Below are 21,230 nucleotides of genomic sequence, written 5' to 3'. Positions count from 1 at the left end.
GCACCCGTCCCTTTGCGTCACTTTCCATCGGAAGCCGTAGAGCGTCCGTCAGGGCTCAGGCGAAGCTCTTGGAGAAGGCGTCGAGGGCCTTCACCAGCTTCTCCTGGGTGTCCTTGGAGAGCTCCTTGGAGGTGCGGATGGCGTCGAGGATTTCGGGGTGCTGGGAGCGCAGGGCCAGCAGGAGACCCTGCTCGAACTCGCGCACCTTGCTCACCGGCAGGGCGTCCAGATAGCCGTTGGTGCCGGCGAAGATCACCACCACCTGCTCCTCGACCTTCAGCGGGGAGAACTGGCCCTGCTTGAGAAGCTCGGTGAGGCGGGCGCCGCGGTTCAGCAGCTTCTGGGTGGCGGCGTCGAGGTCGGAGCCGAACTGGGCGAAGGCCGCCAGCTCGCGATACTGGGCCAGCTCGCCCTTGATCTTGCCCGCCACCTGCTTCATCGCCTTGATCTGGGCCGAGGAGCCCACGCGCGACACGGACAGGCCGACGTTCACCGCCGGGCGGATGCCCTGGTAGAACAGGTCCGACTCCAGGAAGATCTGGCCGTCGGTGATGGAGATGACGTTGGTCGGGATATAGGCCGACACGTCGTTCGCCTGGGTCTCGATGACCGGCAGGGCGGTCAGGGAGCCGGCGCCGTTCTCGTCATTGAGCTTGGCGGCGCGCTCGAGCAGGCGGGAGTGCAGATAGAACACGTCGCCGGGATAGGCCTCGCGGCCCGGAGGACGGCGCAGCAGCAGCGACATCTGGCGATAGGCGACCGCCTGCTTGGACAGGTCGTCATGGATGATGAGCGCGTGCATGCCGTTGTCGCGGAAATACTCGCCCATGGCGGTGCCGGCGAACGGCGCCAGGAACTGCATGGGGGCCGCGTCGGAGGCGGTGGCGGCGACGACGATGGAATATTCCAGCGCGCCCTGCTCTTCCAGCACCTTCACGAACTGGGCGACGGTGGAGCGCTTCTGGCCCACCGCGACGTACACGCAATAGAGCTTGGCCTTCTCGTCCGTGCCCTGGTTGATGGGCTTCTGGTTGAGAATGGCGTCGAGCGCCACGGCGGTCTTGCCGGTCTGGCGGTCGCCGATGATGAGCTCGCGCTGGCCGCGGCCGATCGGGATCAGGGCGTCGATCGCCTTGAGGCCGGTCTGCATGGGCTCGTGCACGGACTTGCGGGGAATGATGCCCGGGGCCTTCACGTCGACGCGGCGGCGCGTCTCGAACATGATGGGGCCCTTGCCGTCGATCGGGTTGCCGAGCGCGTCGACGACGCGGCCGAGCAGGCCCTTGCCCACCGGTACGTCCACGATGGCGCCGGTGCGCTTGACGGTCTGGCCTTCCTTGATCTCACGGTCGGAGCCGAAGATCACGATACCGACATTGTCGATTTCGAGGTTCAGCGCCATGCCGCGCGTGCCGTTCTCGAACTCGACCATCTCGCCGGCCTGGACATTGTCGAGGCCATAGACGCGGGCAATGCCGTCGCCGACGGAGAGAACCTGACCGACCTCCGAGACTTCCGCCTCCTGGCCGAAATTCTGGATCTGCTCTTTCAGGATGGCAGAAATTTCAGCGGCTCGAATGTCCATCAGCGGACCTCTTTCATCGCATGCCGGATAGAATTGAGTTTGGTCTTGAGAGAAGCGTCGACCATGCGTGAGCCGAGCTTCACGATCAGACCACCGAGGATGGACGGATCGACGGTCACGTCGAGGCTCACGTCCTTGCCGGTCTTTTCAGCCAGCGCTGCCTTCAGCGCGGCAATATGGGTGTCGCTCAGGGGCTCGGCGGCGGTGACCTGCGCGGTCACCTCGCCCCGGCGGGCGGCGACCAGCGCGCCATAGGCCGAGACCATGGCGGGAAGCGCGAACAGGCGACGATTCTGCGCCGCGAGCTTCACGAAATTTCCGGCGAGACCGCCGATGCCCAGCTTCTCCAGCACCGCGACCACAGCCTTGAGCTGCTCGTCGGCCGTGAAGACCGGACTGCGAACCAGCCGCGCAAAATCCGGGCTGTCCTGGATGAGTGCCCCCAGGGTGTCGAGATCCGCCTTCACGGCGTCGATGGACCCGGCCTCATCAGCCAGTTCGAACAGTGCGGTCGCATAGCGCCCCGCCATGCCTGACACGATCGTCTCCGCCACCCGCGCCTCTCTCGGATCTTGCGGCCCGACGGCGCCCAGCACGCCATCCAAGGCCCAAATCCTTGATCTGTTGGGAATATCGATGTGAGCCCCCGGAAACACGGCAGGGCCGGTTCCCGATTTGCGGGGGTTGCCTAACACAGGCTTTGCGACGCGGCAACATGACCGATCCCCCACATTCGTGCCGCATTGCCGCACCGGAGGCCGCAAAGCCGCATTTTTTGCTGACGCTGGGGCACAAATCGGGCGCCGGCAGCCCACATGCCGCAGCGTCACAGGCGCCGATTTTCCTGTGATCAAGCCGTTTCTGGCGCGCCTCGCGCAAGCCAGGCGTGGAAGCGCGCGAAAACCGTCGATTCGCCACCCATGGCGCCGCAGCCGCATTGATCTCGATCGAAAGAAGACGGCCGCAAAAATAAAAAGAGCCCGCCGGGTATCCCCGACGGGCCATTTTTTCAGAAGCGAGCGCCGATCAGTTGGCGACGGAGCTCTTCGGGTTGGGCGGGAAGGCCGCGTTCTTGGTGGTGCCTTCCAGCAACTCCACCGCCATCTTGAGCTGGGTGTCGTCCTTGGGATCCGGCGGCACGTAGGAGGGCGAGCCCGCCTGTTCGTCGTCGCCGTTCTTCAGATGGCCCTTCAGCGAGGCTTCGCCGCGGGTGGTGTCCCCGCCGGCCGCGGCGATCTTGGCCTTCTGCTCGTCGGGCAGGTCCTGGATCAGGACGATGTCCGGCTCGATGCCCTTGGCCTGGATGGAGCGGCCCGAGGGCGTGTAGTAGCGCGCGGTGGTCAGGCGCAGGGCACCGTTGCCGCCGAGCGGGATGATGGTCTGCACCGAGCCCTTGCCGAAGGACCGCGAGCCCAGAATGGTTGCGCGCTTATGGTCCTGCAAGGCGCCGGCCACGATCTCGGAGGCCGAGGCCGAGCCGCCATTGGTCAGCACGATGATGGGCTTGCCCTTGGTCAGGTCGCCGCCCCGCGCATTGAAGCGCTGGGTCTCATCCGCGTTGCGCCCGCGGGTGGAGACGATCTCGCCCCGGTCCAGGAACGCATCGGACACCGCAATCGCCTGGTCCAGCAGTCCGCCTGGATTGTTGCGCAGGTCGAGGATGTAGCCCTTGATCTTGTCGGGGCCGATCTGGGCGGTCAGGTCCTCGACCGCCTTCTTCAGGTTGTCGTAGGTCTGCTCGTTGAACGAGGTCACGCGCAGATAGGCGATGTCGCCATTCTCGATGCGCGAGCGCACCGACTTGATCCGGATGGTGTCGCGAACCACCTTGATCTCGATCGGCTTGTCCTGGCCTTTGCGCACCACCGTGAGGGTGATGGGCGTGTTGACCGCGCCGCGCATCTTCTCCACCGCCTGGTTCAGGGTCATGCCCTGCACCTGCTCGCCGTCGAGCTTGGTGATGATGTCGCCGGCCTGCACGCCCGCCTTGGAGGCCGGAGTGTCGTCGATGGGCGAGATAACCTTCACGAGGCCATCCTCCATGGTGACCTCGATGCCGAGGCCGCCAAACTCGCCGCGCGTCTGCACCTGCATGTCGCGGAAGCTCTTCGCGTCCATGTAGGATGAATGGGGGTCGAGGCCGGCGAGCATGCCGTTGATGGCCGCTTCCACCAGCTTGGCGTCGTCCGGCTTCTCGACATAATCGGAGCGGACCTTCTCGAACACGTCACCGAAGAGGTTCAACTGGCGGTAGGTGTCGGACGATGCCGCCTGCGCCGCCATGCTGGACAGCATGCCCGGCTGGGTGGCGAGAACCGCCCCCAAGGCGCCGGCCGCGACGCCGACAACAAAGAAAGACGTACGACGCATCATCCGCGCACCTTCTGACTGTCCGTTGCCGCCCACCATGGGGCGGGGTCGATCGAGACTCCGTCTTTTCGGAACTCGACATACAATTGCGGCTGTCCCGAGGCTGAACCGGCAGATCGTGATCCGCCGCCCATCACCGCGACCGGCTCCCCCGTCAGGACGAATTGGCCGAGATCGACGGAAATCCGCTCCATCCCCGCCATCAAGATATGGTACCCGCCGCCGGCATTGATGATCAAGAGTTGCCCGTAACTGCGGAAGGGTCCCGCATAGACCACCCAGCCATCCACGGGAGAGGCCACCTGGGCGCCGGCGCGGGTGGCGAGCGTCATGCCCTTCTCGGTGACGCCGGCCGCGTCCTGGGCGCCAAACTCACGCACCCGAACCCCCGCGACCGGTAGCGGCAGCAAGCCTTTAGCCTGCGCGAAGGGCATGGCCGGAGACAGGCGCGCGGGGTTGGAGAGGGCGGCAAGCTCGGTTGTTCCGGGCGGCCCCTCCTTCGGGGAAGCGCCCGTCCCGGCCTTGGCGGCATCGGCCGCACGGGACGCCGGGGCCACTTCCGTTTCCAGCCTTGTCACGAGATCGTGCACGTCGGGCGTGTTCCGCGCCACCAGCTCGGCCTGCGCCCGGTCCCCCGGCTGCGTCGGCTGGGCCTCGGCTTCGCGCTTCTGGCGCTCCTCCACCAAGGCGCCGATGCGCACGCGATCCTCTTCCAATGCGGTCCGCAGACCTTTCAGGGCCTCCTGGGCGGAGACCATTTCCGTTCGGACGCGGGACAATTCGGTCAAGTCGGCGGCCAGCGTCTCCGCCTCCACCCGCAATTCCGGCAGCAGCGCTCCCAGAAGAATGGCCGAGCGGACCGAATCGAGCGCATCGTCCGGCCGCATGAGCAGAGCCGGGGGCGGATTGCGCCCCATGCGCACCAAAGCGGCCAAGACCTCCGCCAGCAGGTCGCGCCGCTGGGCGAGCGATTGGCGCAGGTCGGCGGCGGAGCGGTCGAGGGCAGCGAGGCGCGGCTCCAGGTCGATCAATTGCTGCTCGACCGTGCGGATGCGCGTGGTGGCGTCCACCAAGAGCCGGTTGAGCCGGCCGCGATCGGTCCGGGCGGCCTCCAGATCCTGCCGCAGGGTCGCCTGAAAGCTGGTGTTGCGGGCGATCTCCGCGCGTATGGCCTCGGTATCAAGATCGGCCGCGCCCAGATTGGCCCGTCCGCCCGGGCGGGGCTTGGGCAAGGGCAAGGGAGAGGGAGAGGGAGAGGGAGAGGGAGAGGCCGATGGCGGTGCCGGGCGCGTCGCGGCGGGGGGCGCGGTCTGCGGGCTGGTCTGCGCCGCGAGAACGGCCGGTAGCAGGCCGGCGCCCGCAAGGGCGAGGCCCCCGAGCGTCAGGATGCGAGCGTGCCGGCGCGAACGAGCGGTCATGAACGCAGTCTTAACCGGTGCGGGTTTAGGAGACGTAAACCATGACCGGCAGAAAGCCGGCCCCACAAGGGTGCGCCCGGCGCCACCGCCGGCGGAGGAACGCCATGGACGACACCGCCATTCTCATCACCGGTGCCTCCAAGGGCATCGGCCTCGCCACCGCCCGGCGTCTTTCCGCAGAGGGGCGAACCGTGGTCGGCCTCGCCCGCGCCGTGGAGGACGTGCCCTTTCCCGGCACGCTCCTTTCCTGCGACCTCTCGGACATCCAGGCCACCGCCGCCGCCCTGGAGGAGGTCGCCGCGCGCTTCACGGTCTCTGGCATCGTCAACAATGTGGGCGCGGTCATGCCCCAGCCGTTCGGCGCGGTGGACCTTGCCACGTTCCAGACGGTCCTGGACCTCAATCTGCGGGCGGCGGTGCAGGTCACGCAGTTCTTCGTCGAGGGGCTGAAGGCGCGTCGCCAGGGCCGCATCGTCAATGTGGTGAGCCGCGCCATGCATGGCAGCATCGACCGCACCGCCTATTCCGCCGCCAAGGCGGCGCTCATGGGCTGCACCGGCACCTGGGCGCTGGAACTGGCGCCCTTCGGCATTACCTGCAACGCAGTGGCCCCTGGCCCCATCGGAACGGAATTGTTTCGCACCGCCCGCCCGCCGGGCAGCGAATCGGAGGCGCGGGCGCTGCGGGCCGTGCCCATGGGGCGCGTGGGCGAGCCTTATGAAGTGGCGGCGGCCATCGCCTTCCTACTCTCGGACGATGCCAGCTTCATCACCGGTCAGGTCATCGGCGTCGATGGCGGCGCCAGCCTGCCGGGACGGTGAGCATCCCCTCACGCCCGGTGATAGGGATGCCCCGAAAGGATGGTGGTGGCGCGATAGAGTTGCTCGGCCAGCATGACGCGCACCAATTGATGGGGAAAGGTGGCGGCACCGAACGCGAGCAGCAGGTCGGCCTTGTCGCGCACGGACGGGCTCAAGCCATCCGCCCCGCCAATGACAAAGGCCATGGCCGGCGCGCCGGCATCGCGCACAGTGGCGATACGAGTGGAAAAGTCTTCGCTGGTCAGGGGCTTGCCGCGCGGATCCAGCGCCACGATGCGGGCACCCTGGGCAAGCGCGCTCAAGATCGCCCCGCCTTCCTCGGCCATGCGGTCTTCCGCCCGGCGGGCGGCGGATTCGGAGAGTTCGGCCACCTCGAAGCCGGCCAGCCCCAGCGCGCGGCCGGAGGCCTTCGCCCGATCCAGATAGCGGCCGACCAATTCCCGCTCGGCGCCTGCCTTCAGGCGGCCGACACAGACAAGCTGAAGGCGCACCGCACCTCCTCCGCGCGGCGCGGCCGTCGAACGCTCAGGCGCGCGCGGTGCCGGACCACATCTTCTCGATATTGTAGAAGCTGCGGACTTCCGGCTGGAAGACGTGGATGATCACGTCGCCCGCGTCGATCAGCACCCAATCGCAAGCCGGCTGGCCCTCGACGCGCACATTGCGCACGCCCTTGGCCTTGAGGCCCTCGATCAGGTGATCGGCGATGGCGCCCACATGCCGCTGCGAGCGGCCGGACGCGATCACCATGTAATCGGCGATGGATGTCTTGCCCCGCAGGTCGATGGAGACGATGTCTTCCGACTTGTCGTCATCGAGGCTGGCAGTGACGAAGGCGAGAATCTCCTCCGCATCAAGCTGCGCTTCGGAGACTGAAGCGGGCGCCGGGTTGGGGGCGGCCGCCAGAAGAGCCGTCGTTGACAGGGGTCCAGATCCTCTCGATCAAATCAACGGCCCCCTGGGAACCGACGAAGCCGATCCCTGGAGCCGCACCGCTAACAATGCCTTAAAATCCAGCAAACATCAAGGATTTCGCGTTCCCTCTCCGATGCCGCCCGGTTCCGCTGCCTCTTGTGCAGCGCGAATGCGCGTGGAGGAGACGGGGGATTTCATGCCGTGCAGGAACACCCAGGCCGGCGCGGAGAGGGTCGGCAGGATGGCCGCGTCGCTTTCATCAATGCGATATTTGGCCAGCGCCCGGCCGGCAATGGAGGCGGTCGCCGCGAGCGAGGAGCCCATGCGATCCACCACCGCAATGGGCACGAGATCGGCCAGCTCCCGCCAGCTCTGCCACTTGTGGAAGGAGGCGAGATTGTCCGCCCCCATGATCCACACGAAGCGCAGGCGCGGCATGCGCCGCTTCAGGCGCGCCACCGTCTCGCAGCTGTAGCGGGTGCCCAGCATGGCCTCGCCGCCGGTCACATCGATGAGCGGATGGCGCGCCACCTGGCGCGCCGCCGCCACCCGGGCGGCAAGCGCGGGCAAACGGTGATTGTCCTTCAAGGGATTGCCCGGCGTCACCAGCCACCAGATGCGGTCCAGCCCCAGCCGCCGCAAGGCCAGAAGGCTCGCCGCCCGGTGCGCCTCATGGGCGGGATTGAAGGTGCCGCCGAACAGCCCCACCCTCAGGCCGGGCACGGCCATGGGCAGCCGCTCGGCCTCCGCCTGCGTCACCCGCACGAGCCGCCCTCCCCGCATCACGGACGGGTCTGGCCGGTGCCGTGCACGCGATACTTGAAAGTGGTGAGTTGCTCGGCGCCCACCGGGCCGCGCGCATGCATACGGCCGGTGGCAATCCCGATTTCGGCGCCGAACCCGAACTCGCCGCCATCGGCGAACTGGGTGGAGGCATTGTGCACCACGATGGCCGAGTCCACCTCGGAGAGGAACTTGGCCGCCGCCGCCGCGTCCGCCGTGATGATGGAATCCGTGTGGTGCGAGCCATGCCCCTCGATATGGGCGATGGCCGCGTCGATGCCCTCAATCACCTTGGCGGAGATGATGGCGTCCTCATATTCGGTATCCCAGTCGGCCTCCACCGCCGGCTTCACCCGGGGATCGACCGCCTGGGCCGCCGCGTCGCCGCGCACCTCGCAGCCGGCATCCAGCAGCATGGTCACCAGCGGGGCGAGGTGGGTGGCGGCGCAGGCTTCGTCCACCAGCAGCGTTTCCGCCGCGCCGCAAATGCCGGTGCGCCGCATCTTGGCATTCAGGAGCACGGTCTTGGCCATTTCGAGATCCGCCGCCCCGTGCACATAGACATGCACGATGCCATCCAAATGCGCGAAAACCGGCACCCGCGCCTCAGTCTGCACCCGGCCCACCAGGCCCTTGCCGCCACGCGGCACGATGACGTCCAGATTGCCGCCGAGCCCCGCCAGCATGGCGCCCACGGCGGCGCGATCAGCAAACGGCACGAACTGCACCGCGTCCTCGGGCAATCCCGCATCGCGCAGACCCTGCACGAAGGCCGCATGAATGGCGCCGGAGGAATTCAGGCTGTCGGACCCGCCGCGCAGGATCACCGCATTTCCGGCACGCAGGCACAGGGCGGCCGCGTCCGCCGTCACGTTGGGGCGGCTTTCATAGATGACGCCGATGACGCCGAGCGGCGTGCGCACGCGCTCAATCATCAGGCCGTTCGGCCGCGTCCAGCTCTCGGTGACGGCGCCAACCGGATCGGGCAGCGCCGCGACCATGTCCACGCCGGCGGCGATGGCCTCCACCCGCGCGGGCGTGAGCGCCAGACGATCCTGGAAGGCCGCACTCATGCCATCCGCCTTGGCGCGCTCCAGGTCCCGGGCATTGGCCTCCAGGATGGCGGGGGCGGCGGCGCGGATTGCGGCGGCGGCGGCCTTCAGAGCGGCGGTCTTCTGGTCCGCATGGGCCACGGAGAGGATGCGGCCGGCAGAGCGCGCCTTGCGGCCGAGGTCGAGCATATAGGCATTCACGTCCGCCGGCGGCTTGGCAGACCCCTCAAGGGAGGGGACCATCGCACGGGCAGCGGACGAGACGGACATGGCTTTGCTCACGGGTAATGTTCTGGCCCGCCTGACCCGGCGGGAGGTCACACATAGCATCGCCTCACCTCCCGTGACAGGGGCGCAGGCGCCGAGCGGCCTCCACTTGGTGTAATGGCCGACGGCGAAGCTGCGTATGACACGCATAGCATCCCGATCCGCCACGCCCTGGCGGAGGAGACCTGATCATGTCGCGCGCCGCTCTTGCTCTGGCGTTCCTGCTCCTCGCCTTCCCGCCGCCCGCTCATGCCGGTGAGGCAGGCGCGCCCTTGCCCGGCTCGGTGGTCGCCACGGGCACGGGACATATCGCACTGGCCTGGCTGAGCGATCCCACGGGCCGCTACGATCATTTCGTCCTGGGCGCCCGCATGGAGGCGGCGCGGCTGGTGGTCCGCACCCGCGAAGGGCATGTGGTGAGCCTCGTCTTGCCGGAAGACGAGGTGTTCGAGGATCGCATCCCCCGCCTTGCCGACCTCGACGGCGACGGCCAGGACGAGATTGTCCTGGTGCGCAGCAACCGTCGCACGGGCACCGACCTTGTGGTGATCGCGCTCGCCGGAGACACGTTGCGCATGGTGGCGCACAGCCCTTCCACCGGCGCGCCGCACCGCTGGCTCAACCCGGTTCCCATCGCCGACTATAATGGAGATGGCCGGCTGGACGTCGCCTATGTGCAGCAGCCCCACGTGGTCGGCCTGCTCCGGGTGTACACGCTGGACCAGGGACAACTGAAGGAGATCGCCACCTTTCCGGGCGTCTCCAACCATGTGGCCGGCTCAGCCGCGCAGGGCCTTTCGACCGCAGCGGACTTCGACGGGGATGGAGTCACGGACCTCGCGGTGCCCTCGCGCGACCGTCGGAGCCTCGTGTTCATTTCCTTCCGCGGCACCGCCCATCAGATCGGTCAGGCGCCCCTGCCGCGCCCCGCCGCCTCGAACTTCGCGCTGGCGCAGGAGAAGGGGCGCCCGGCGGTGGATGTAGGTCTGGCCGGTGGAGGCGTTGTGCGCGTGCCCGCGCCGCATGAAAAGGATCAGTGAGCCGGCTATTTTCCGCTGACAACCATGTCGTCGCGGTGGATCATCTCGGCGCGACCGACAATGCCGAGCAGCGCCTCGATCTCATCGGTGCCCCGCCCCATGATGCGATCCGCATGGTCGCTGTCATAGGCCACCAGCCCGCGCCCGATCTCGGCCCCATCCGGCCCGCGCAGCAACACCGCGTCGCCACGCTCGAACGTGCCCTCGATGCGCTTGACACCCGCCGGCAGAAGGCTCGCCCCCCGCCGCAGGGCCGCCACCGCCCCTTCGTCCAGATGCAGCACGCCGCGCGGCTCCAGCGCCCCGGCGATCCAGGCCTTGCGGGCGCGGGCGGGGGTGGCGCCGGTCAGGAACCACGTGCAGCGCGCCCCCTCGGTAATGGCCCGCAACGGGTTTTTCCGATGGCCAGAGGCGATCACCATGTGGGTGCCCGCCGAAGTGGCGATCTTGCCCGCCTCGATCTTGGTGCGCATGCCGCCGCGTGACAGTTCCGAACCCGCCGCCCCGGCCATGGCCTCGATCTCGGCGGTGATGCGGGGCACCACGGGCAGGAATTCGGCGTTCGGATTGTTGGCGGGCGGGGCGGTGTAGAGGCCATCAATGTCGGACAGCAGCACCAGCAGATCGGCGCTCGCCATGGTGGCGACGCGGGCCGCGAGGCGGTCATTGTCGCCATAGCGGATCTCGGACGTGGCCACCGTGTCGTTCTCGTTGATGACCGGCACCGCCCGGTGCTCCATCAGCCGCGCCAAGGTGGAGCGGGCGTTCAGGTAGCGGCGACGCTCCTCGGTGTCGCCCAGCGTCAGCAGGATCTGCCCGGCGGTGATGTCCTCATGGGCCAGCGCCTCGGCCCAGGTGCGGGCAAGCGCGATCTGGCCGACGGCGGCGGCCGCCTGGCTGTCCTCCAGCTTCAGCACGCCGCGCGGCAGGCCGAGCACCGTGCGCCCGAGCGCGATGGCGCCCGAGGAGACCACCATCACCTCCTTGCCCTTGGCATGGAGCGCGCCAATGTCCTCCACCAGCGAGGAGAGCCAGGCCAGGCGCACCTTCCCACGGGTGGAATCCACCAGGAGGGCCGACCCCACCTTGATGACGATGCGGCGGAAATCGGTGAGGGCGGGCGTCTGAGCGGTCACGGTCGGGGCTTCACGGCTGGAACAGGGGCCGTCTCGATACTCCAAGCGAGGCGTCAGGAACAGGGGCGGATGCGCAGGCCGGAGGCGGAGGCGCGGCCATCGCGCACACCACCCGGCCACATAACGCGTCAGAGCGCGGGGCGGATGTCGGTATGGATGAAGTCCTGGCCCTTGAACAGCAAAGGCACATCGCGCGCCTGGGCCACCGCGTAGGAGAGGCAATCGCCGAAGTTGAGGCCAGCCTTGTGCCCTCTCCCTTTGCCGAACCGATCAAAGGCCGTCGCCGCGAGGCGGCAGTGATCGAGGGAAAAGTCCACGGTGTGAATAACGGATTGCCCGATCAGACCCTCAAGGAAGGTGTCAGGTGCAGCGATACGGGAAGAGAGCACAAGACGCGTCTCCAGCAGTGTGGGAGCGCCGACCAAAGCCCCGCGAATTGCAATGACGCGAATGAAGGCATCGCGCTCCTCCTCCGCCAAGGCAATGGCCACGATGGCGGATGTGTCCAGGGCGATCAAATGGGCAAACCATTATCGTCATACATGTCGCGATGGTCGGACGTGGCGCCCGGACGCGCTTGGCGGGCCGACTCTTCGGACAACCGAAGAAGAGCATTGAAGTGTGCCACTTGATCGGATGTCATCTGGTAGGCGGACGGCTGGTCGGCGGACGATTGGTCGGCGCGCTCCAGTCGACGCAGAGCCTGTACCACCACTTCCGTGGTCGTGAGGCCATGTCGCTTGGCCAAGCGCTTGGCCGTCTCCACAGCCTCGTCGCTTCGGATATTGAGCTGTCGCGCCATCTGCTAGCTACCTTTGCAATGATGCTAGCACACGCGCCTCACGGCCGCCATTCCGCCTTGGGCCGGGCGGCGGCCTCTTCTTCCGCGCGGGCGGTCTCCACCGTGGAGAGAAGGGCGCGCAACGCCGCTTCCACGCCGGCGCCGGACTGGGCGGAGAGCAAAAGCGGCTTCTTCTTCGCCGCGCGCTGGAGGCGCTCCTTCTGCTGCTTCAGCAGCTCGGGGGAGAGCGCGTCGATCTTGGACAGGGCCACGATCTCCGGCTTGTCCTCCAGCCCCGCCCCATAGGCGACAAGCTCGGCGCGCACGGTCTTATAGGCCTTGCCCGCATGCTCGCTGGTGCCGTCCACCAGATGGAGGAGCGCCCGGCAGCGCTCGATATGGGCCAGGAACCGGTCGCCAATGCCGACCCCTTCGTGGGCGCCCTCAATGAGGCCGGGAATGTCGGCCAGCACGAATTCGCGCCCGTCCACCCGCACCACGCCGAGGCCGGGATGCAAGGTGGTGAAGGGATAGTCGGCGATCTTGGGCTTGGCCGCCGTGGTGGCGGCCAGGAACGTGCTCTTGCCGGCATTGGGCAGGCCGACGAGGCCGGCATCGGCGATCAGCTTCAGCCGCAGCCAGATCCAACGCTCCTGGCCTTCCAGGCCCGGATTGGCCCGGCGGGGGGCTTGGTTGGTGGAGGTCTTGAAATAGGCGTTGCCGAAGCCGCCATTGCCGCCTTCCAGCAGCTTGATCTTCTGGCCCACCTCGGTGAGGTCGGCGAGCACCGTCTCCTCGTCCTCGTCCAGGATCTGGGTGCCAGCGGGCACTTTCAGCACCACGTCGGCGCCCTTGGCGCCGGTGCGGTTGGCGCCCATGCCGTGCTCGCCCTTCTTGGCCTTGAAGTGCTGCTGGTAGCGGTAGTCGATGAGCGTGTTGAGCCCGTCGACGCATTCGATCCATACGTCGCCGCCGCGCCCGCCGTCCCCGCCATTGGGGCCGCCGAACTCGATGAACTTTTCGCGCCGGAACGAGACGCACCCTGCGCCCCCGTCTCCGGACCGGACATAGACCTTGGCTTGATCGAGGAATTTCATGGCCTGGAGGTAGACGCGCGCGGCTCGCGACGCAAGGGTGTCCTGCGCATGGCCGCCCTTCCGCTTGCCAAAGACAGACGACCCGTTTGCAACAGTGGACCGGGCATCCCGCCCCTTTGACCTTTTCCCGCCGCCGGATCAAAAGAGGAACATGAGCGCCCGCACCGTCGATGTCCTGCTCCCGCTCGGCCTCGATGCTCCCTATTCCTATGCCGTCCCCGACGGGCTGGACCTTGCGCCCGGCGATGTCGTCCATGTGCCGCTGGGTTCACGCGGCATGATCGGCTGCGTCTGGCCGCGCAAGGGCGAGAGCCAAGTGGTGCCCTCGGCCAAGCTGAAGGCGGTGAAGGCGAAGCTTGCCTATGAGCCGCTGCCGCCCGACCTTCTGCGCCTCATCGACTGGATGGCGGACTATACCCTTGCCCCCCGCGGCATGGTGCTGCGCATGGCGCTGCGCCATGGGGAGAGCCCGGGCGAGGCGCGCGAGCGGGTGGGCGTGCGGCCCACGGGCAAGGACCCGGTCCGCCGCTCGGCGGCGCGGGAGAAGCTGCTGGCTTTGCTGGCGGATGGCTTCGTGCGTGGCAAGAGCGAGGCGGCGCGGGAGGCGGGCGTCTCGCCCTCCGTGGTGGACGGGCTGGTGGATGAAGGGGTGCTGGAATCCCTCGTCCTGCCGCCCGAGCCCGCCGCCTATCCCCCCGATCCCGACCACGCCGCCCCTACCCTCTCCCCGGAGCAGGCGGGCGTGGCGCAGATCCTGAAAGACGCGGTGGAGGCGCGCGCCTTCGCGCCCCATCTCCTGGACGGCGTCACCGGCTCCGGCAAGACCGAGGTCTATTTCGAGGCCGTGGCGGAGGCGGTGCGGCAAGGACGGCAATGCCTCATCCTGCTACCGGAAATCGCCCTCACCCAGGCCTTTCTCGATCGCTTCACCCGCCGCTTCGGGGTCAAGCCGGCGGAATGGCATTCGGGCGTCTCCACCCGCCGGCGGGCACGCCTGCTCTCGGCGGTGGCGCGGGGCGAGGCGCAGGTGGTGGCGGGCGCGCGCTCGGCCTTGTTCCTGCCCTTCAAGGACCTCGCCCTCATCATCGTCGATGAGGAGCACGACCCCGCCTACAAGCAGGATGACGGCGTTGCCTATCACGCCCGCGACATGGCGGTGGTGCGGGCGCGGCTTGCCGGGGCGCCCATCGTGCTCACGTCCGCGACGCCCTCCATCGAGACCGAGGTGAATGCACGGCGCGGGCGCTATCGCCGGCTGCCTCTGCCGGAGCGCTTCGGCGGCGCCAAGGTGCCGGGCCTTGCGCCCATCGATCTCAGGCGCGAGGGCCCGCCGCGCGGCCGCTGGATCGCCCCGCGCCTGGAAAGCGAGATCAACCAAACCCTGGAGGATGGCGGGCAGGCGCTCTTGTTCCTGAATCGGCGCGGCTATGCCCCGCTCACTTTGTGCCGCAGCTGCGGGCATCGCATGCGCTGCCCCTCCTGCTCGGCCTGGCTGGTGGAACACCGCTTCCGCCGCCGCCTCACCTGCCACCATTGCGGCTACCAGGCCCCGGTGCCGGACACCTGCCCCAGTTGCCAGGCCAAGGACAGCCTCATTCCCTGCGGTCCCGGCGTGGAGCGGTTGCAAGAGGAGGTGGCGGCTCTGTTCCCCGATGCCCGCTCGCTGGTGCTCTCCTCCGACCTGACCGGCGGCATCGAGCGCATGCGGGCGGAGTTGGATGCGGTGGCGAATGGCGAGGTGGACGTCATCGTCGGCACCCAATTGGTGGCCAAGGGCCACAATTTCCCCGGCCTTGCCTTGGTGGGGGTGGTGGATGCGGATGTGGGCCTCGGCCATGGCGACCCGCGCGCGGCCGAGCGCACCTTCCAGCTGGTGCACCAAGTGGCGGGGCGAGCGGGGCGCGGCGCGGCGGAAGGGCGCGGCTTCATCCAGACCCACATGCCCGAGCACCCGGTCATGCAGGCGCTGGTCAAGGGCGACCGCGCCGCCTTTTATGAAAACGAGATTGCGGCGCGGGAAGAGGCCCACCTGCCGCCCTTCGGACGCCTCGCCAGCCTCATTGTCTCGGCCAGCGAAGCCCAGGCAGCGGAAGCCCATGCCCGCGCGCTGCTGGCCAGCGCGCCCCGGGACCGGGACGTGCGGGTGCTCGGACCTGCCGAGGCGCCTTTGGCCATCCTGCGCGGGCGGCATCGCTGGCGGCTGCTGGCCCGCTCGCCGCGCGGCTACGACCTTTCCGCCTATCTGCGCGCCTGGCGGGCCGTGGCGCCCAAGCCCACCGGCAATGTGAAGGTGGCCATCGATGTGGACCCGATGACCTTCCTTTGATGCGGGTTCAGCTCTCCTGTCCCCAGCGCCGCACGGTGAGGCGGGTCAGGGTGGCGAAGATGACGGTTTCCACCACGAGGCCGATCAGGATCACCGCCAGCAGGCCAGCAAAGACATTGGCGGTGTCCAGTTGCGCCCGGTTGGTGAAGATGAACCAGCCGAGGCCACCCGAGCGCGCACTGGCGCCGAACACCATCTCGGCCGCAATGAGCGTGCGCCACGCAAAGGCCCAGCCCAGCCTCAGGCCGGACAGGATGGAGGGCAGCGCCGCCGGCACCAGCAAGGTGAAGACATAAGACGGCCCGGCAAGGCCCAGGTTTCGCCCGGCCATGCGCAAGGTCTGCGGCACCGAACGGAAGCCCGCATGGCACGACAGGGCCAGCGGCCAGAGCACCGCATGAACGGTCACGAAAATGAGGCTCGACGAGCCGACGCCGAACCACAGCAAGGCGATGGGCAGCAGGGCGATGGCCGGGAGCGGATTGAACATGGAGGTGAGGAGGGTCAGCAGGCTCTCGCCCCATCTGCTCAAGGCGGCGAGCCCGGTGATGAGGGCCGCCAGCCCGATGCCGATGCCATAGCCCGACAGCAGCACGGACAGGGACGCCGCGGTGCGCCCGGGCAATTCGCCGTTCAGCGTCGCCGTCACCAGGGCCTGGAGGGTCTCGGAGAAGCTGGGCAGCAGCAGGGAATTGTTGAGAGAGCGGGCATAGCCCTCCCAGATGGCGGCCAGCACCACCAGGAGAATAGCCTGCCGCGCCCCGGGGCCGAGGGCCAGGGGTGCCCGCCCGGCTGGGGCAGCGACTTCAAGCGTGCGCGAGGACATGATCGGCCTTCCCTTCGCGCGGCCCATGGCCGGCGAAGATGCGAGACTGGATTTCCGCTTCGAGAGCGGCGAACTGAGCCGTGCCGCGACGCCCCGCCTCCCCTGCCACATCATATTCAGCGGCGATGCGGCCGGGATGGGGCGACAGGACCAGGATGCGCGTGCCCACATGCACCGCTTCCTCGATGGCATGGGTGACGAACAGGGCGGTCGCGCCGGTTTCCTCGCACAGCGCCAGCAATTCGTCCTGCATGCGCCGGCGGGACAGGGCATCAAGGGCGGCGAAGGGCTCGTCCATCAGCAGGATGGCGGGCTGCACGGCAAAGGCTCGGGCGATCGCCACCCGCTGCTTCATCCCGCCCGACAAGGTATGGGGAAAGGCATCGGCAAACGGCCCGAGCCCCACGCGCCTGACCCAGTCGAGGGCCACCGTCCGGGTCTCATCCTTGCCCATGCGCCGGGCCTTGCGGAGCGCGAACATCACATTGCCCGCCACCGTCAGCCACGGCATCAATTGGTCGAACTCCTGGAACACAACCATCCGGTCCGGGCCGGGGCCATGCACCGGCGCACCATTGAGACGGATGGTGCCCGCCTCCGGCTTCAGGAAGCCGCCCACCGCCCGCAACAGGCTCGACTTGCCGCAGCCCGAGGGGCCCAGCAGCGCCAGCCGCTCGCCCCGGCCGATGGAGAAGGAGACATCCTCCACCGCCGTGACGAGTCCGGCTTGGGTACGATAGCGCAAGGTGACACCGGACACGGCGAGCGGCACCGCGCTGGACGCGCCGACCCCTAATGGACTGTGCACCGCCTCAGCTCCCGCTCTTGGCGTGGAGGCCCGGCTGGAACAGGTCCTTCCAGCTCGGCTTCTGCTTGATGAGGCCGACGCGGTACTCGAAGTCCACGAAAGCCTCGACCCGCTCCGGCGTGGTGGTGAAGTTGATCTGCGGATCGCGGATGATGCTCTCCACGAAAGCCGGGTCCAGCTTGGACGTCTCGGCCGCGATATAGAGCTTGGCGGCCTCCGCCGGATTGGCCTTGATCCAGGCATTGGCTTCATCGAGGGCCTCGACGAAGGCCTGGATGACCTTGGGATTGTCGGTCACGAACTTCTTGGTGGCATAGACCACGTTGAAGGTGTGCGGCCCGCCCAGCACGTCATAGCTGTTGAGCACCTCGTGCACCTTCCCGCTCGCCAGCTGCTGCTCATAGAAGGGCGGCGCGGTAAAGTGGGCGGTGATGCCCCCGGTCCCGGACAGAAGCGCGGCGGTGGCATCGGGATGGGGCAGGCTGACGGTGAGGTCGTCCAGCTTGTCGTATTTGCCGAACGCCTTCTCGACGGCGATCTGCAGCACGATGGGCTGGAAGCCCACCTTCACCGATGGCAGCGCGATCCGGTCGGAGGCGGTGAAGTCCTTGATGGTCTTCACATTGGGATTGTTGGTGGTGAGCACATTGGGCATCGAGCCGAGGGAGGCCACCAGCGAGATGTCCACCTTCCCGCGCGTCTTGTCCCAGGTGAGGATGGCCGGCGCCATGCCGGCGGTGGCGAGATCGAGACCGCCGGAAATCAGCGAATCGTTCATGGCCGCCGCACCGGAGAGCCGCAGCCATTCCACCTTCAGGTCAGGAACGCCGTCCGCCAGCGCCCGCGCCTCGATGAGCTTTTTCTCCTTGGCGACGATGAGCGGCAGATAGGCGATGCCGAACTGCTGGGCGATCCGCAACTGGCCGGTCTCGGCACGGGCCGGTGTCGGAGCTCCGAGGGCGGCGGGCGGTAGGAGAAGGGCGAGGGCAAGAAGGACGGCTTTGCGCATGAAAAGGCTCCGCGACGGGTTGCGGAGATAATTTCCATAAAATCGATAGAGTCAATTTATTTTGTGCTTTTAGATAATTAACGATGTAATTTTGTTGTTTCCGATACACCGCCCCATGTTCATAAGCTCGGTTTGCCCCTATCCTGCGGGCCTCAATGCGTGAGGGGATTTGCCGGTGCGCAGCTTGGTTCGGATCGCCGTCGTGATTGCGCTCGGCCTCAGCGCCGCCTCCTGCGACAAGTGCGGCAACTGGTTCAAATACACCCCGCCCAAGACCTGCGGCGGCCCGGTCGCGCAATAGTCGACCCTCGCCGCCCCCCGGACGGGTGTGCGGCCGTTGCAATTGAAGGGATCGGACGCTATAAGCGCGCCTTCGCCGAGGCATGCGCCCCCCTGGAGGCGTGCCACGGGCGAAAGCCGGACGGCCGCGCGAGCGGCCGTCGGCCGTTAGAGAACCCTTTAACCTAGGACAAGTGCCATGACCGCCATCAAGGAACTGAAGGCTGTGGCGCGCCCGCGGGCCGGCAAGGGGGCCGCCCGTGCCGAGCGCCGCGCTGGACGCGTGCCCGCCGTGATTTACGGCGAGAAGCAGGACCCCATCACCATCTCCCTGGACCACAAGGAGATCACCCGGACGATCTATGCCGGCCACTTCCTGACCACGCTCTTTCTCATCGACGTGGACGGAAAGAAGCTGCGCGTGATCCCGCGTGACTACCAGCTGGACGTGGTCAAGGACCTGCCCCTGCACGTGGACTTCCTGCGGGTTTCCGCTGGCGCTCATGTGACCGTCGAAGTGCCCGTGCACTTCATCAACCAGGAAGCCGCGCCGGGCCTGAAGGCGGGCGGCGTGCTCAACATCGTGCACCACGCGGTGACCCTGGACGCCCCGGCGGAAGCCATCCCCGAGGCCATCAATGTGGACGTCACCGGCCTTGAAATCGGCGACAGCATCCACCTGTCCGGCGTGAAGCTGCCCGAAGGCGTGGTGTCTGCGCTGCACGGCGACGACACCCTCGCCACCATCGTGGCGCCCGCGGCCCTCGAGTCCGAGGAAGCCGCCGCAGCCGCCACCGCGTGAGTGGAACCGGGCCGGAGTTGACCCATGCTCCTTCTGGTGGGGCTCGGCAATCCCGGCCCGAAATATGCCGGCAACCGGCATAATATCGGCTTCATGGCGGTGGACGCGATCGTCCGCCGCCATCGCTTTTCCCCCTGGCGCCGGCGCTTCCAAGGCGCGGCCTGCGAGGGTGAGATGGGCGGCGAGAAAGCCATCGCCCTTCTGCCCGAGACCTTCATGAACGAGAGCGGGCGCGCGGTGGCCGAGGCCATGCGCTTCTACAAGATCCCCCTCGACAAGGTCTTCGTCTTCCATGACGAGCTGGACCTGCCCCCCGCCAAGGTGCGGGTGAAGAAGGGCGGCGGCAATGCCGGCCATAACGGCCTGAAATCCATCACAGCGCTTTGCGGCAACGACTATTGGCGGGTGCGGCTCGGCATTGGCCATCCCGGCGACAAGGCGCTCGTGCATGCCTATGTGCTGAACGACTTCGCCAAGTCGGAGCGTCCCTGGGTGGAGGCGGTGTGCACCGCCAGTGCCGACTTCGCCGACCAGTTCGCCGCCGGCAAGCCCGAGGAATTCCAGAACCGCGCCCACCTCTTCCTCGAAGCCCAGGGCTTCGGAGCGCAGAAGGTGCTGGGCGCGAAGGACTGAGGGCGGCGCCCCGCCTCGCATGCTTTTTCCCCATCCCCCTGTCCCGTCGCCGCTTGCGATGTGATAGGGAGCCCCCAACCCGCCGCCGCATCGCTTCCGGTCGTCCATCGGAGCCGCGCGCCGGCCTCCTGTCCTTGAGAGATTGCAGAGCATGGGCTTCAAATGCGGCATTGTCGGCCTGCCGAATGTGGGCAAGTCGACGCTCTTTAATGCCCTCACCCAGACCGCGGCGGCGCAGGCGGCCAACTATCCCTTCTGCACCATCGAGCCCAATGTGGGCGAAGTGGCCGTGCCGGATCCGCGCCTCGACACCCTGGCCGCCATCGCCGGCTCGGGCCAGATCATCCCCACGCGCCTTACCTTCGTGGACATTGCCGGCCTGGTGCGGGGCGCCTCCCGGGGCGAAGGCCTGGGCAACCAGTTCCTGGCCAATATCCGCGAATGCGACGCCATCGCCCATGTGGTGCGCTGCTTCGAGGATGGCGACGTGACCCATGTGGAGGGCAAGATCTCTCCCGTGGACGACATCGAGACCATCGAGACCGAGCTGATGCTCGCGGACCTGGACAGCCTGGAAAAGCGCGCCACCGCGCTGGAGAAGAAGGCCAAGGGCGGCGACAAGGAAGCCAAGGAAAGCCTCGACCTCATGCAGCGCGCCTTGGTGCTGCTGCGCGAGGGCAAGCCCGCGCGCCTGGTGGAGCGCAAGCCCGAGGAAGAGCGCGCCTTCGGCATGCTGGGCCTGATGACCGCCAAGCCCGTCCTCTATGTGTGCAACGTGGAAGAGGCGTCCGCCCATGACGGCAACTCGCTGTCGGCGGCCGTTTTCGCCCGCGCGGCTGCCGAGGGCGCCAAGGCGGTGGTGGTCTCCGCCAAGATCGAGAGCGAGATCGCCATCCTGCCTCCCGACGACCAGAAGGACTATCTGGACGCCATCGGGCTCGAGGAGCCGGGCCTCAACCGCGTCATCCGCGCCGGCTATGACCTGCTGCACCTCGTCACCTATTTCACCGTCGGCCCCAAGGAAGCCCGCGCCTGGACCATCACCCGCGGCACGCGGGCGCCCGCGGCGGCCGGCGTGATCCATTCGGATTTCGAGAAGGGCTTCATCCGCGCCGAGACCATCGCCTTCCAGGACTATGTGCAGAACAAGGGCGAGGCCGGTGCCCGCGAAGCGGGGCGGCTGCGTCTGGAAGGCAAGGACTATGTGGTGCAGGACGGCGACGTGCTGCACTTCCGCTTCGCAAACTGAGCCGCGTCTCGACACCGTGACGCCTTGACCCGC

The 21,230-nt window shown here is 67.7% G+C and carries 22 protein-coding genes; 7 read left to right on the top strand and 15 right to left on the bottom strand.

The features are described 5' to 3' along the window. Window positions 1–55: 55 nt before the first annotated feature. The 4 genes from atpA to PV781_RS12120 form a co-directional block, all read right to left on the bottom strand. The gene (gene atpA / locus PV781_RS12135) at window positions 56–1,585 is read right to left on the bottom strand and encodes a F0F1 ATP synthase subunit alpha (RefSeq protein WP_274775885.1); all 1,530 of its coding nucleotides are present in this window, start codon (window positions 1,583–1,585) and stop codon (window positions 56–58) included. Further along, window positions 1,585–2,139: a F0F1 ATP synthase subunit delta gene (locus tag PV781_RS12130; RefSeq protein WP_274776156.1), complete on the bottom strand. Its 555-nt coding sequence runs from the start codon at window positions 2,137–2,139 to the stop codon at window positions 1,585–1,587. The genes atpA and PV781_RS12130 overlap by 1 nt, the downstream gene beginning before the upstream one ends. Window positions 2,140–2,611: 472 nt before the next feature. Next, on the bottom strand, window positions 2,612–3,958 hold the full coding sequence (locus PV781_RS12125) for a S41 family peptidase (protein ID WP_274775884.1): 1,347 nt from the start codon (window positions 3,956–3,958) through the stop codon (window positions 2,612–2,614). Continuing rightward, a complete protein-coding gene (locus tag PV781_RS12120) occupies window positions 3,955–5,373 on the bottom strand; it encodes a murein hydrolase activator EnvC family protein (protein ID WP_274775883.1) in 1,419 nt (472 codons plus the stop codon). The genes PV781_RS12125 and PV781_RS12120 overlap by 4 nt, the downstream gene beginning before the upstream one ends. Before the next feature lie 104 nt (window positions 5,374–5,477). Here PV781_RS12120 and PV781_RS12115 point away from each other — a divergent pair, with 104 nt between their 5' ends. Then, complete coding sequence (locus tag PV781_RS12115) at window positions 5,478–6,194, top strand: SDR family oxidoreductase (protein WP_274775882.1); 717 nt, start codon at window positions 5,478–5,480, stop codon at window positions 6,192–6,194. An 8-nt stretch (window positions 6,195–6,202) separates the two neighbouring features. On the opposite strand, the gene rlmH is transcribed toward PV781_RS12115, so the two are convergent. The 4 genes from rlmH to PV781_RS12095 all read right to left on the bottom strand — a co-directional run bounded on the left by rlmH (window position 6,203) and on the right by PV781_RS12095 (window position 9,187). Beyond that, window positions 6,203–6,685, bottom strand: coding sequence for a 23S rRNA (pseudouridine(1915)-N(3))-methyltransferase RlmH (gene rlmH, locus PV781_RS12110; protein ID WP_274775881.1), 483 nt, complete (start codon window positions 6,683–6,685; stop codon window positions 6,203–6,205). 34 nt (window positions 6,686–6,719) lie between these two features. After that, window positions 6,720–7,100 carry a ribosome silencing factor gene (rsfS, locus tag PV781_RS12105; RefSeq protein ID WP_274776155.1) on the bottom strand — a complete coding sequence of 127 codons (381 nt, stop codon included), beginning with the start codon at window positions 7,098–7,100 and terminating at the stop codon, window positions 6,720–6,722. 117 nt (window positions 7,101–7,217) lie between these two features. After that, window positions 7,218–7,892 carry a nicotinate-nucleotide adenylyltransferase gene (locus PV781_RS12100; RefSeq protein WP_425532396.1) on the bottom strand — a complete coding sequence of 225 codons (675 nt, stop codon included), beginning with the start codon at window positions 7,890–7,892 and terminating at the stop codon, window positions 7,218–7,220. Next, window positions 7,892–9,187 carry a glutamate-5-semialdehyde dehydrogenase gene (locus PV781_RS12095; protein ID WP_274776153.1) on the bottom strand — a complete coding sequence of 432 codons (1,296 nt, stop codon included), beginning with the start codon at window positions 9,185–9,187 and terminating at the stop codon, window positions 7,892–7,894. Before PV781_RS12095 ends, PV781_RS12100 begins: the two co-directional genes overlap by 1 nt. 215 nt (window positions 9,188–9,402) lie before the next feature. On the opposite strand from PV781_RS12095, the gene PV781_RS12090 reads away from it, so the two are divergent. Next, the gene (locus PV781_RS12090) at window positions 9,403–10,251 is read left to right on the top strand and encodes an FG-GAP repeat domain-containing protein (protein WP_274775880.1); all 849 of its coding nucleotides are present in this window, start codon (window positions 9,403–9,405) and stop codon (window positions 10,249–10,251) included. A gap of 5 nt (window positions 10,252–10,256) precedes the next feature. On the opposite strand, the gene proB is transcribed toward PV781_RS12090, so the two are convergent. The 4 genes from proB to obgE form a co-directional block, all read right to left on the bottom strand. Further along, entirely contained in the window at window positions 10,257–11,387 is a 1,131-nt protein-coding gene (gene proB, locus PV781_RS12085; RefSeq protein ID WP_274775879.1) for a glutamate 5-kinase, read from the bottom strand. A 128-nt stretch (window positions 11,388–11,515) separates the two neighbouring features. After that, window positions 11,516–11,905 carry a type II toxin-antitoxin system VapC family toxin gene (locus PV781_RS12080; protein ID WP_274775878.1) on the bottom strand — a complete coding sequence of 130 codons (390 nt, stop codon included), beginning with the start codon at window positions 11,903–11,905 and terminating at the stop codon, window positions 11,516–11,518. Next, window positions 11,902–12,189, bottom strand: a complete 288-nt coding sequence (locus tag PV781_RS12075) for a type II toxin-antitoxin system VapB family antitoxin (protein WP_274775877.1) — start codon at window positions 12,187–12,189, stop codon at window positions 11,902–11,904. The genes PV781_RS12080 and PV781_RS12075 overlap by 4 nt, the downstream gene beginning before the upstream one ends. A gap of 38 nt (window positions 12,190–12,227) precedes the next feature. Further along, window positions 12,228–13,265: a GTPase ObgE gene (obgE, locus tag PV781_RS12070; protein WP_274775876.1), complete on the bottom strand. Its 1,038-nt coding sequence runs from the start codon at window positions 13,263–13,265 to the stop codon at window positions 12,228–12,230. Window positions 13,266–13,416: 151 nt separating this feature from the next. Here obgE and PV781_RS12065 point away from each other — a divergent pair, with 151 nt between their 5' ends. Continuing rightward, window positions 13,417–15,591 (top strand): primosomal protein N', encoded by a 2,175-nt coding sequence (locus tag PV781_RS12065; RefSeq protein WP_274775875.1) that lies wholly within the window; start codon window positions 13,417–13,419, stop codon window positions 15,589–15,591. 7 nt (window positions 15,592–15,598) lie between these two features. Here PV781_RS12065 and PV781_RS12060 read toward each other — a convergent pair whose 3' ends face one another. The 3 genes from PV781_RS12060 to PV781_RS12050 are packed head-to-tail and all read right to left on the bottom strand — an operon-like array spanning window position 15,599 to window position 18,234. After that, entirely contained in the window at window positions 15,599–16,417 is an 819-nt protein-coding gene (locus PV781_RS12060; protein ID WP_274775874.1) for an ABC transporter permease, read from the bottom strand. Further along, the gene (locus PV781_RS12055) at window positions 16,398–17,225 is read right to left on the bottom strand and encodes an ABC transporter ATP-binding protein (RefSeq protein ID WP_274775873.1); all 828 of its coding nucleotides are present in this window, start codon (window positions 17,223–17,225) and stop codon (window positions 16,398–16,400) included. Before PV781_RS12055 ends, PV781_RS12060 begins: the two co-directional genes overlap by 20 nt. Window positions 17,226–17,229: 4 nt before the next feature. Next, entirely contained in the window at window positions 17,230–18,234 is a 1,005-nt protein-coding gene (locus PV781_RS12050) for an ABC transporter substrate-binding protein (RefSeq protein WP_274775872.1), read from the bottom strand. Window positions 18,235–18,409: 175 nt separating this feature from the next. Between PV781_RS12050 and PV781_RS12045 the strand changes: the two genes are divergently transcribed. The 4 genes from PV781_RS12045 (at window position 18,410) to ychF (ending at window position 21,197) form a co-directional block, all read left to right on the top strand. Continuing rightward, on the top strand, window positions 18,410–18,535 hold the full coding sequence (locus PV781_RS12045) for a hypothetical protein (RefSeq protein WP_256437020.1): 126 nt from the start codon (window positions 18,410–18,412) through the stop codon (window positions 18,533–18,535). 177 nt (window positions 18,536–18,712) lie between these two features. Beyond that, window positions 18,713–19,315, top strand: coding sequence for a 50S ribosomal protein L25/general stress protein Ctc (locus PV781_RS12040; RefSeq protein ID WP_274775871.1), 603 nt, complete (start codon window positions 18,713–18,715; stop codon window positions 19,313–19,315). Between the two features lie 24 nt (window positions 19,316–19,339). Then, window positions 19,340–19,948: an aminoacyl-tRNA hydrolase gene (gene pth / locus PV781_RS12035; protein ID WP_274775870.1), complete on the top strand. Its 609-nt coding sequence runs from the start codon at window positions 19,340–19,342 to the stop codon at window positions 19,946–19,948. Between the two features lie 151 nt (window positions 19,949–20,099). Further along, window positions 20,100–21,197: a redox-regulated ATPase YchF gene (gene ychF / locus PV781_RS12030; RefSeq protein ID WP_274775869.1), complete on the top strand. Its 1,098-nt coding sequence runs from the start codon at window positions 20,100–20,102 to the stop codon at window positions 21,195–21,197. Window positions 21,198–21,230 lie beyond the last annotated feature (33 nt).

This window comes from Aquabacter sediminis (genome assembly GCF_028863665.1).
In the GTDB taxonomy this organism is placed as follows: Bacteria; Pseudomonadota; Alphaproteobacteria; order Rhizobiales; family Xanthobacteraceae; genus L1I39.
This window is presented reverse-complemented; position numbering and strand designations above follow the sequence as displayed.

Bases quoted from the DNA above. Each gene is read 5' to 3' on its own strand.
- atpA (WP_274775885.1), bottom strand. From the start codon at position 1,585: ATGGACATTCGAGCCGCTGAAATTTCTGCCATCCTGAAAGAGCAGATC.
- PV781_RS12125 (WP_274775884.1), bottom strand. From the start codon at position 3,958: ATGATGCGTCGTACGTCTTTCTTTGTTGTCGGCGTCGCGGCCGGCGCC.
- PV781_RS12120 (WP_274775883.1), bottom strand. From the start codon at position 5,373: ATGACCGCTCGTTCGCGCCGGCACGCTCGCATCCTGACGCTCGGGGGC.
- PV781_RS12115 (WP_274775882.1), top strand. From the start codon at position 5,478: ATGGACGACACCGCCATTCTCATCACCGGTGCCTCCAAGGGCATCGGC.
- PV781_RS12100 (WP_425532396.1), bottom strand. From the start codon at position 7,892: ATGCGGGGAGGGCGGCTCGTGCGGGTGACGCAGGCGGAGGCCGAGCGG.
- PV781_RS12095 (WP_274776153.1), bottom strand. From the start codon at position 9,187: ATGGTCCCCTCCCTTGAGGGGTCTGCCAAGCCGCCGGCGGACGTGAAT.
- PV781_RS12090 (WP_274775880.1), top strand. From the start codon at position 9,403: ATGTCGCGCGCCGCTCTTGCTCTGGCGTTCCTGCTCCTCGCCTTCCCG.
- PV781_RS12075 (WP_274775877.1), bottom strand. From the start codon at position 12,189: ATGGCGCGACAGCTCAATATCCGAAGCGACGAGGCTGTGGAGACGGCC.
- obgE (WP_274775876.1), bottom strand. From the start codon at position 13,265: ATGAAATTCCTCGATCAAGCCAAGGTCTATGTCCGGTCCGGAGACGGG.
- PV781_RS12065 (WP_274775875.1), top strand. From the start codon at position 13,417: ATGAGCGCCCGCACCGTCGATGTCCTGCTCCCGCTCGGCCTCGATGCT.
- PV781_RS12060 (WP_274775874.1), bottom strand. From the start codon at position 16,417: ATGTCCTCGCGCACGCTTGAAGTCGCTGCCCCAGCCGGGCGGGCACCC.
- PV781_RS12050 (WP_274775872.1), bottom strand. From the start codon at position 18,234: ATGCGCAAAGCCGTCCTTCTTGCCCTCGCCCTTCTCCTACCGCCCGCC.
- PV781_RS12040 (WP_274775871.1), top strand. From the start codon at position 18,713: ATGACCGCCATCAAGGAACTGAAGGCTGTGGCGCGCCCGCGGGCCGGC.
- pth (WP_274775870.1), top strand. From the start codon at position 19,340: ATGCTCCTTCTGGTGGGGCTCGGCAATCCCGGCCCGAAATATGCCGGC.
- ychF (WP_274775869.1), top strand. From the start codon at position 20,100: ATGGGCTTCAAATGCGGCATTGTCGGCCTGCCGAATGTGGGCAAGTCG.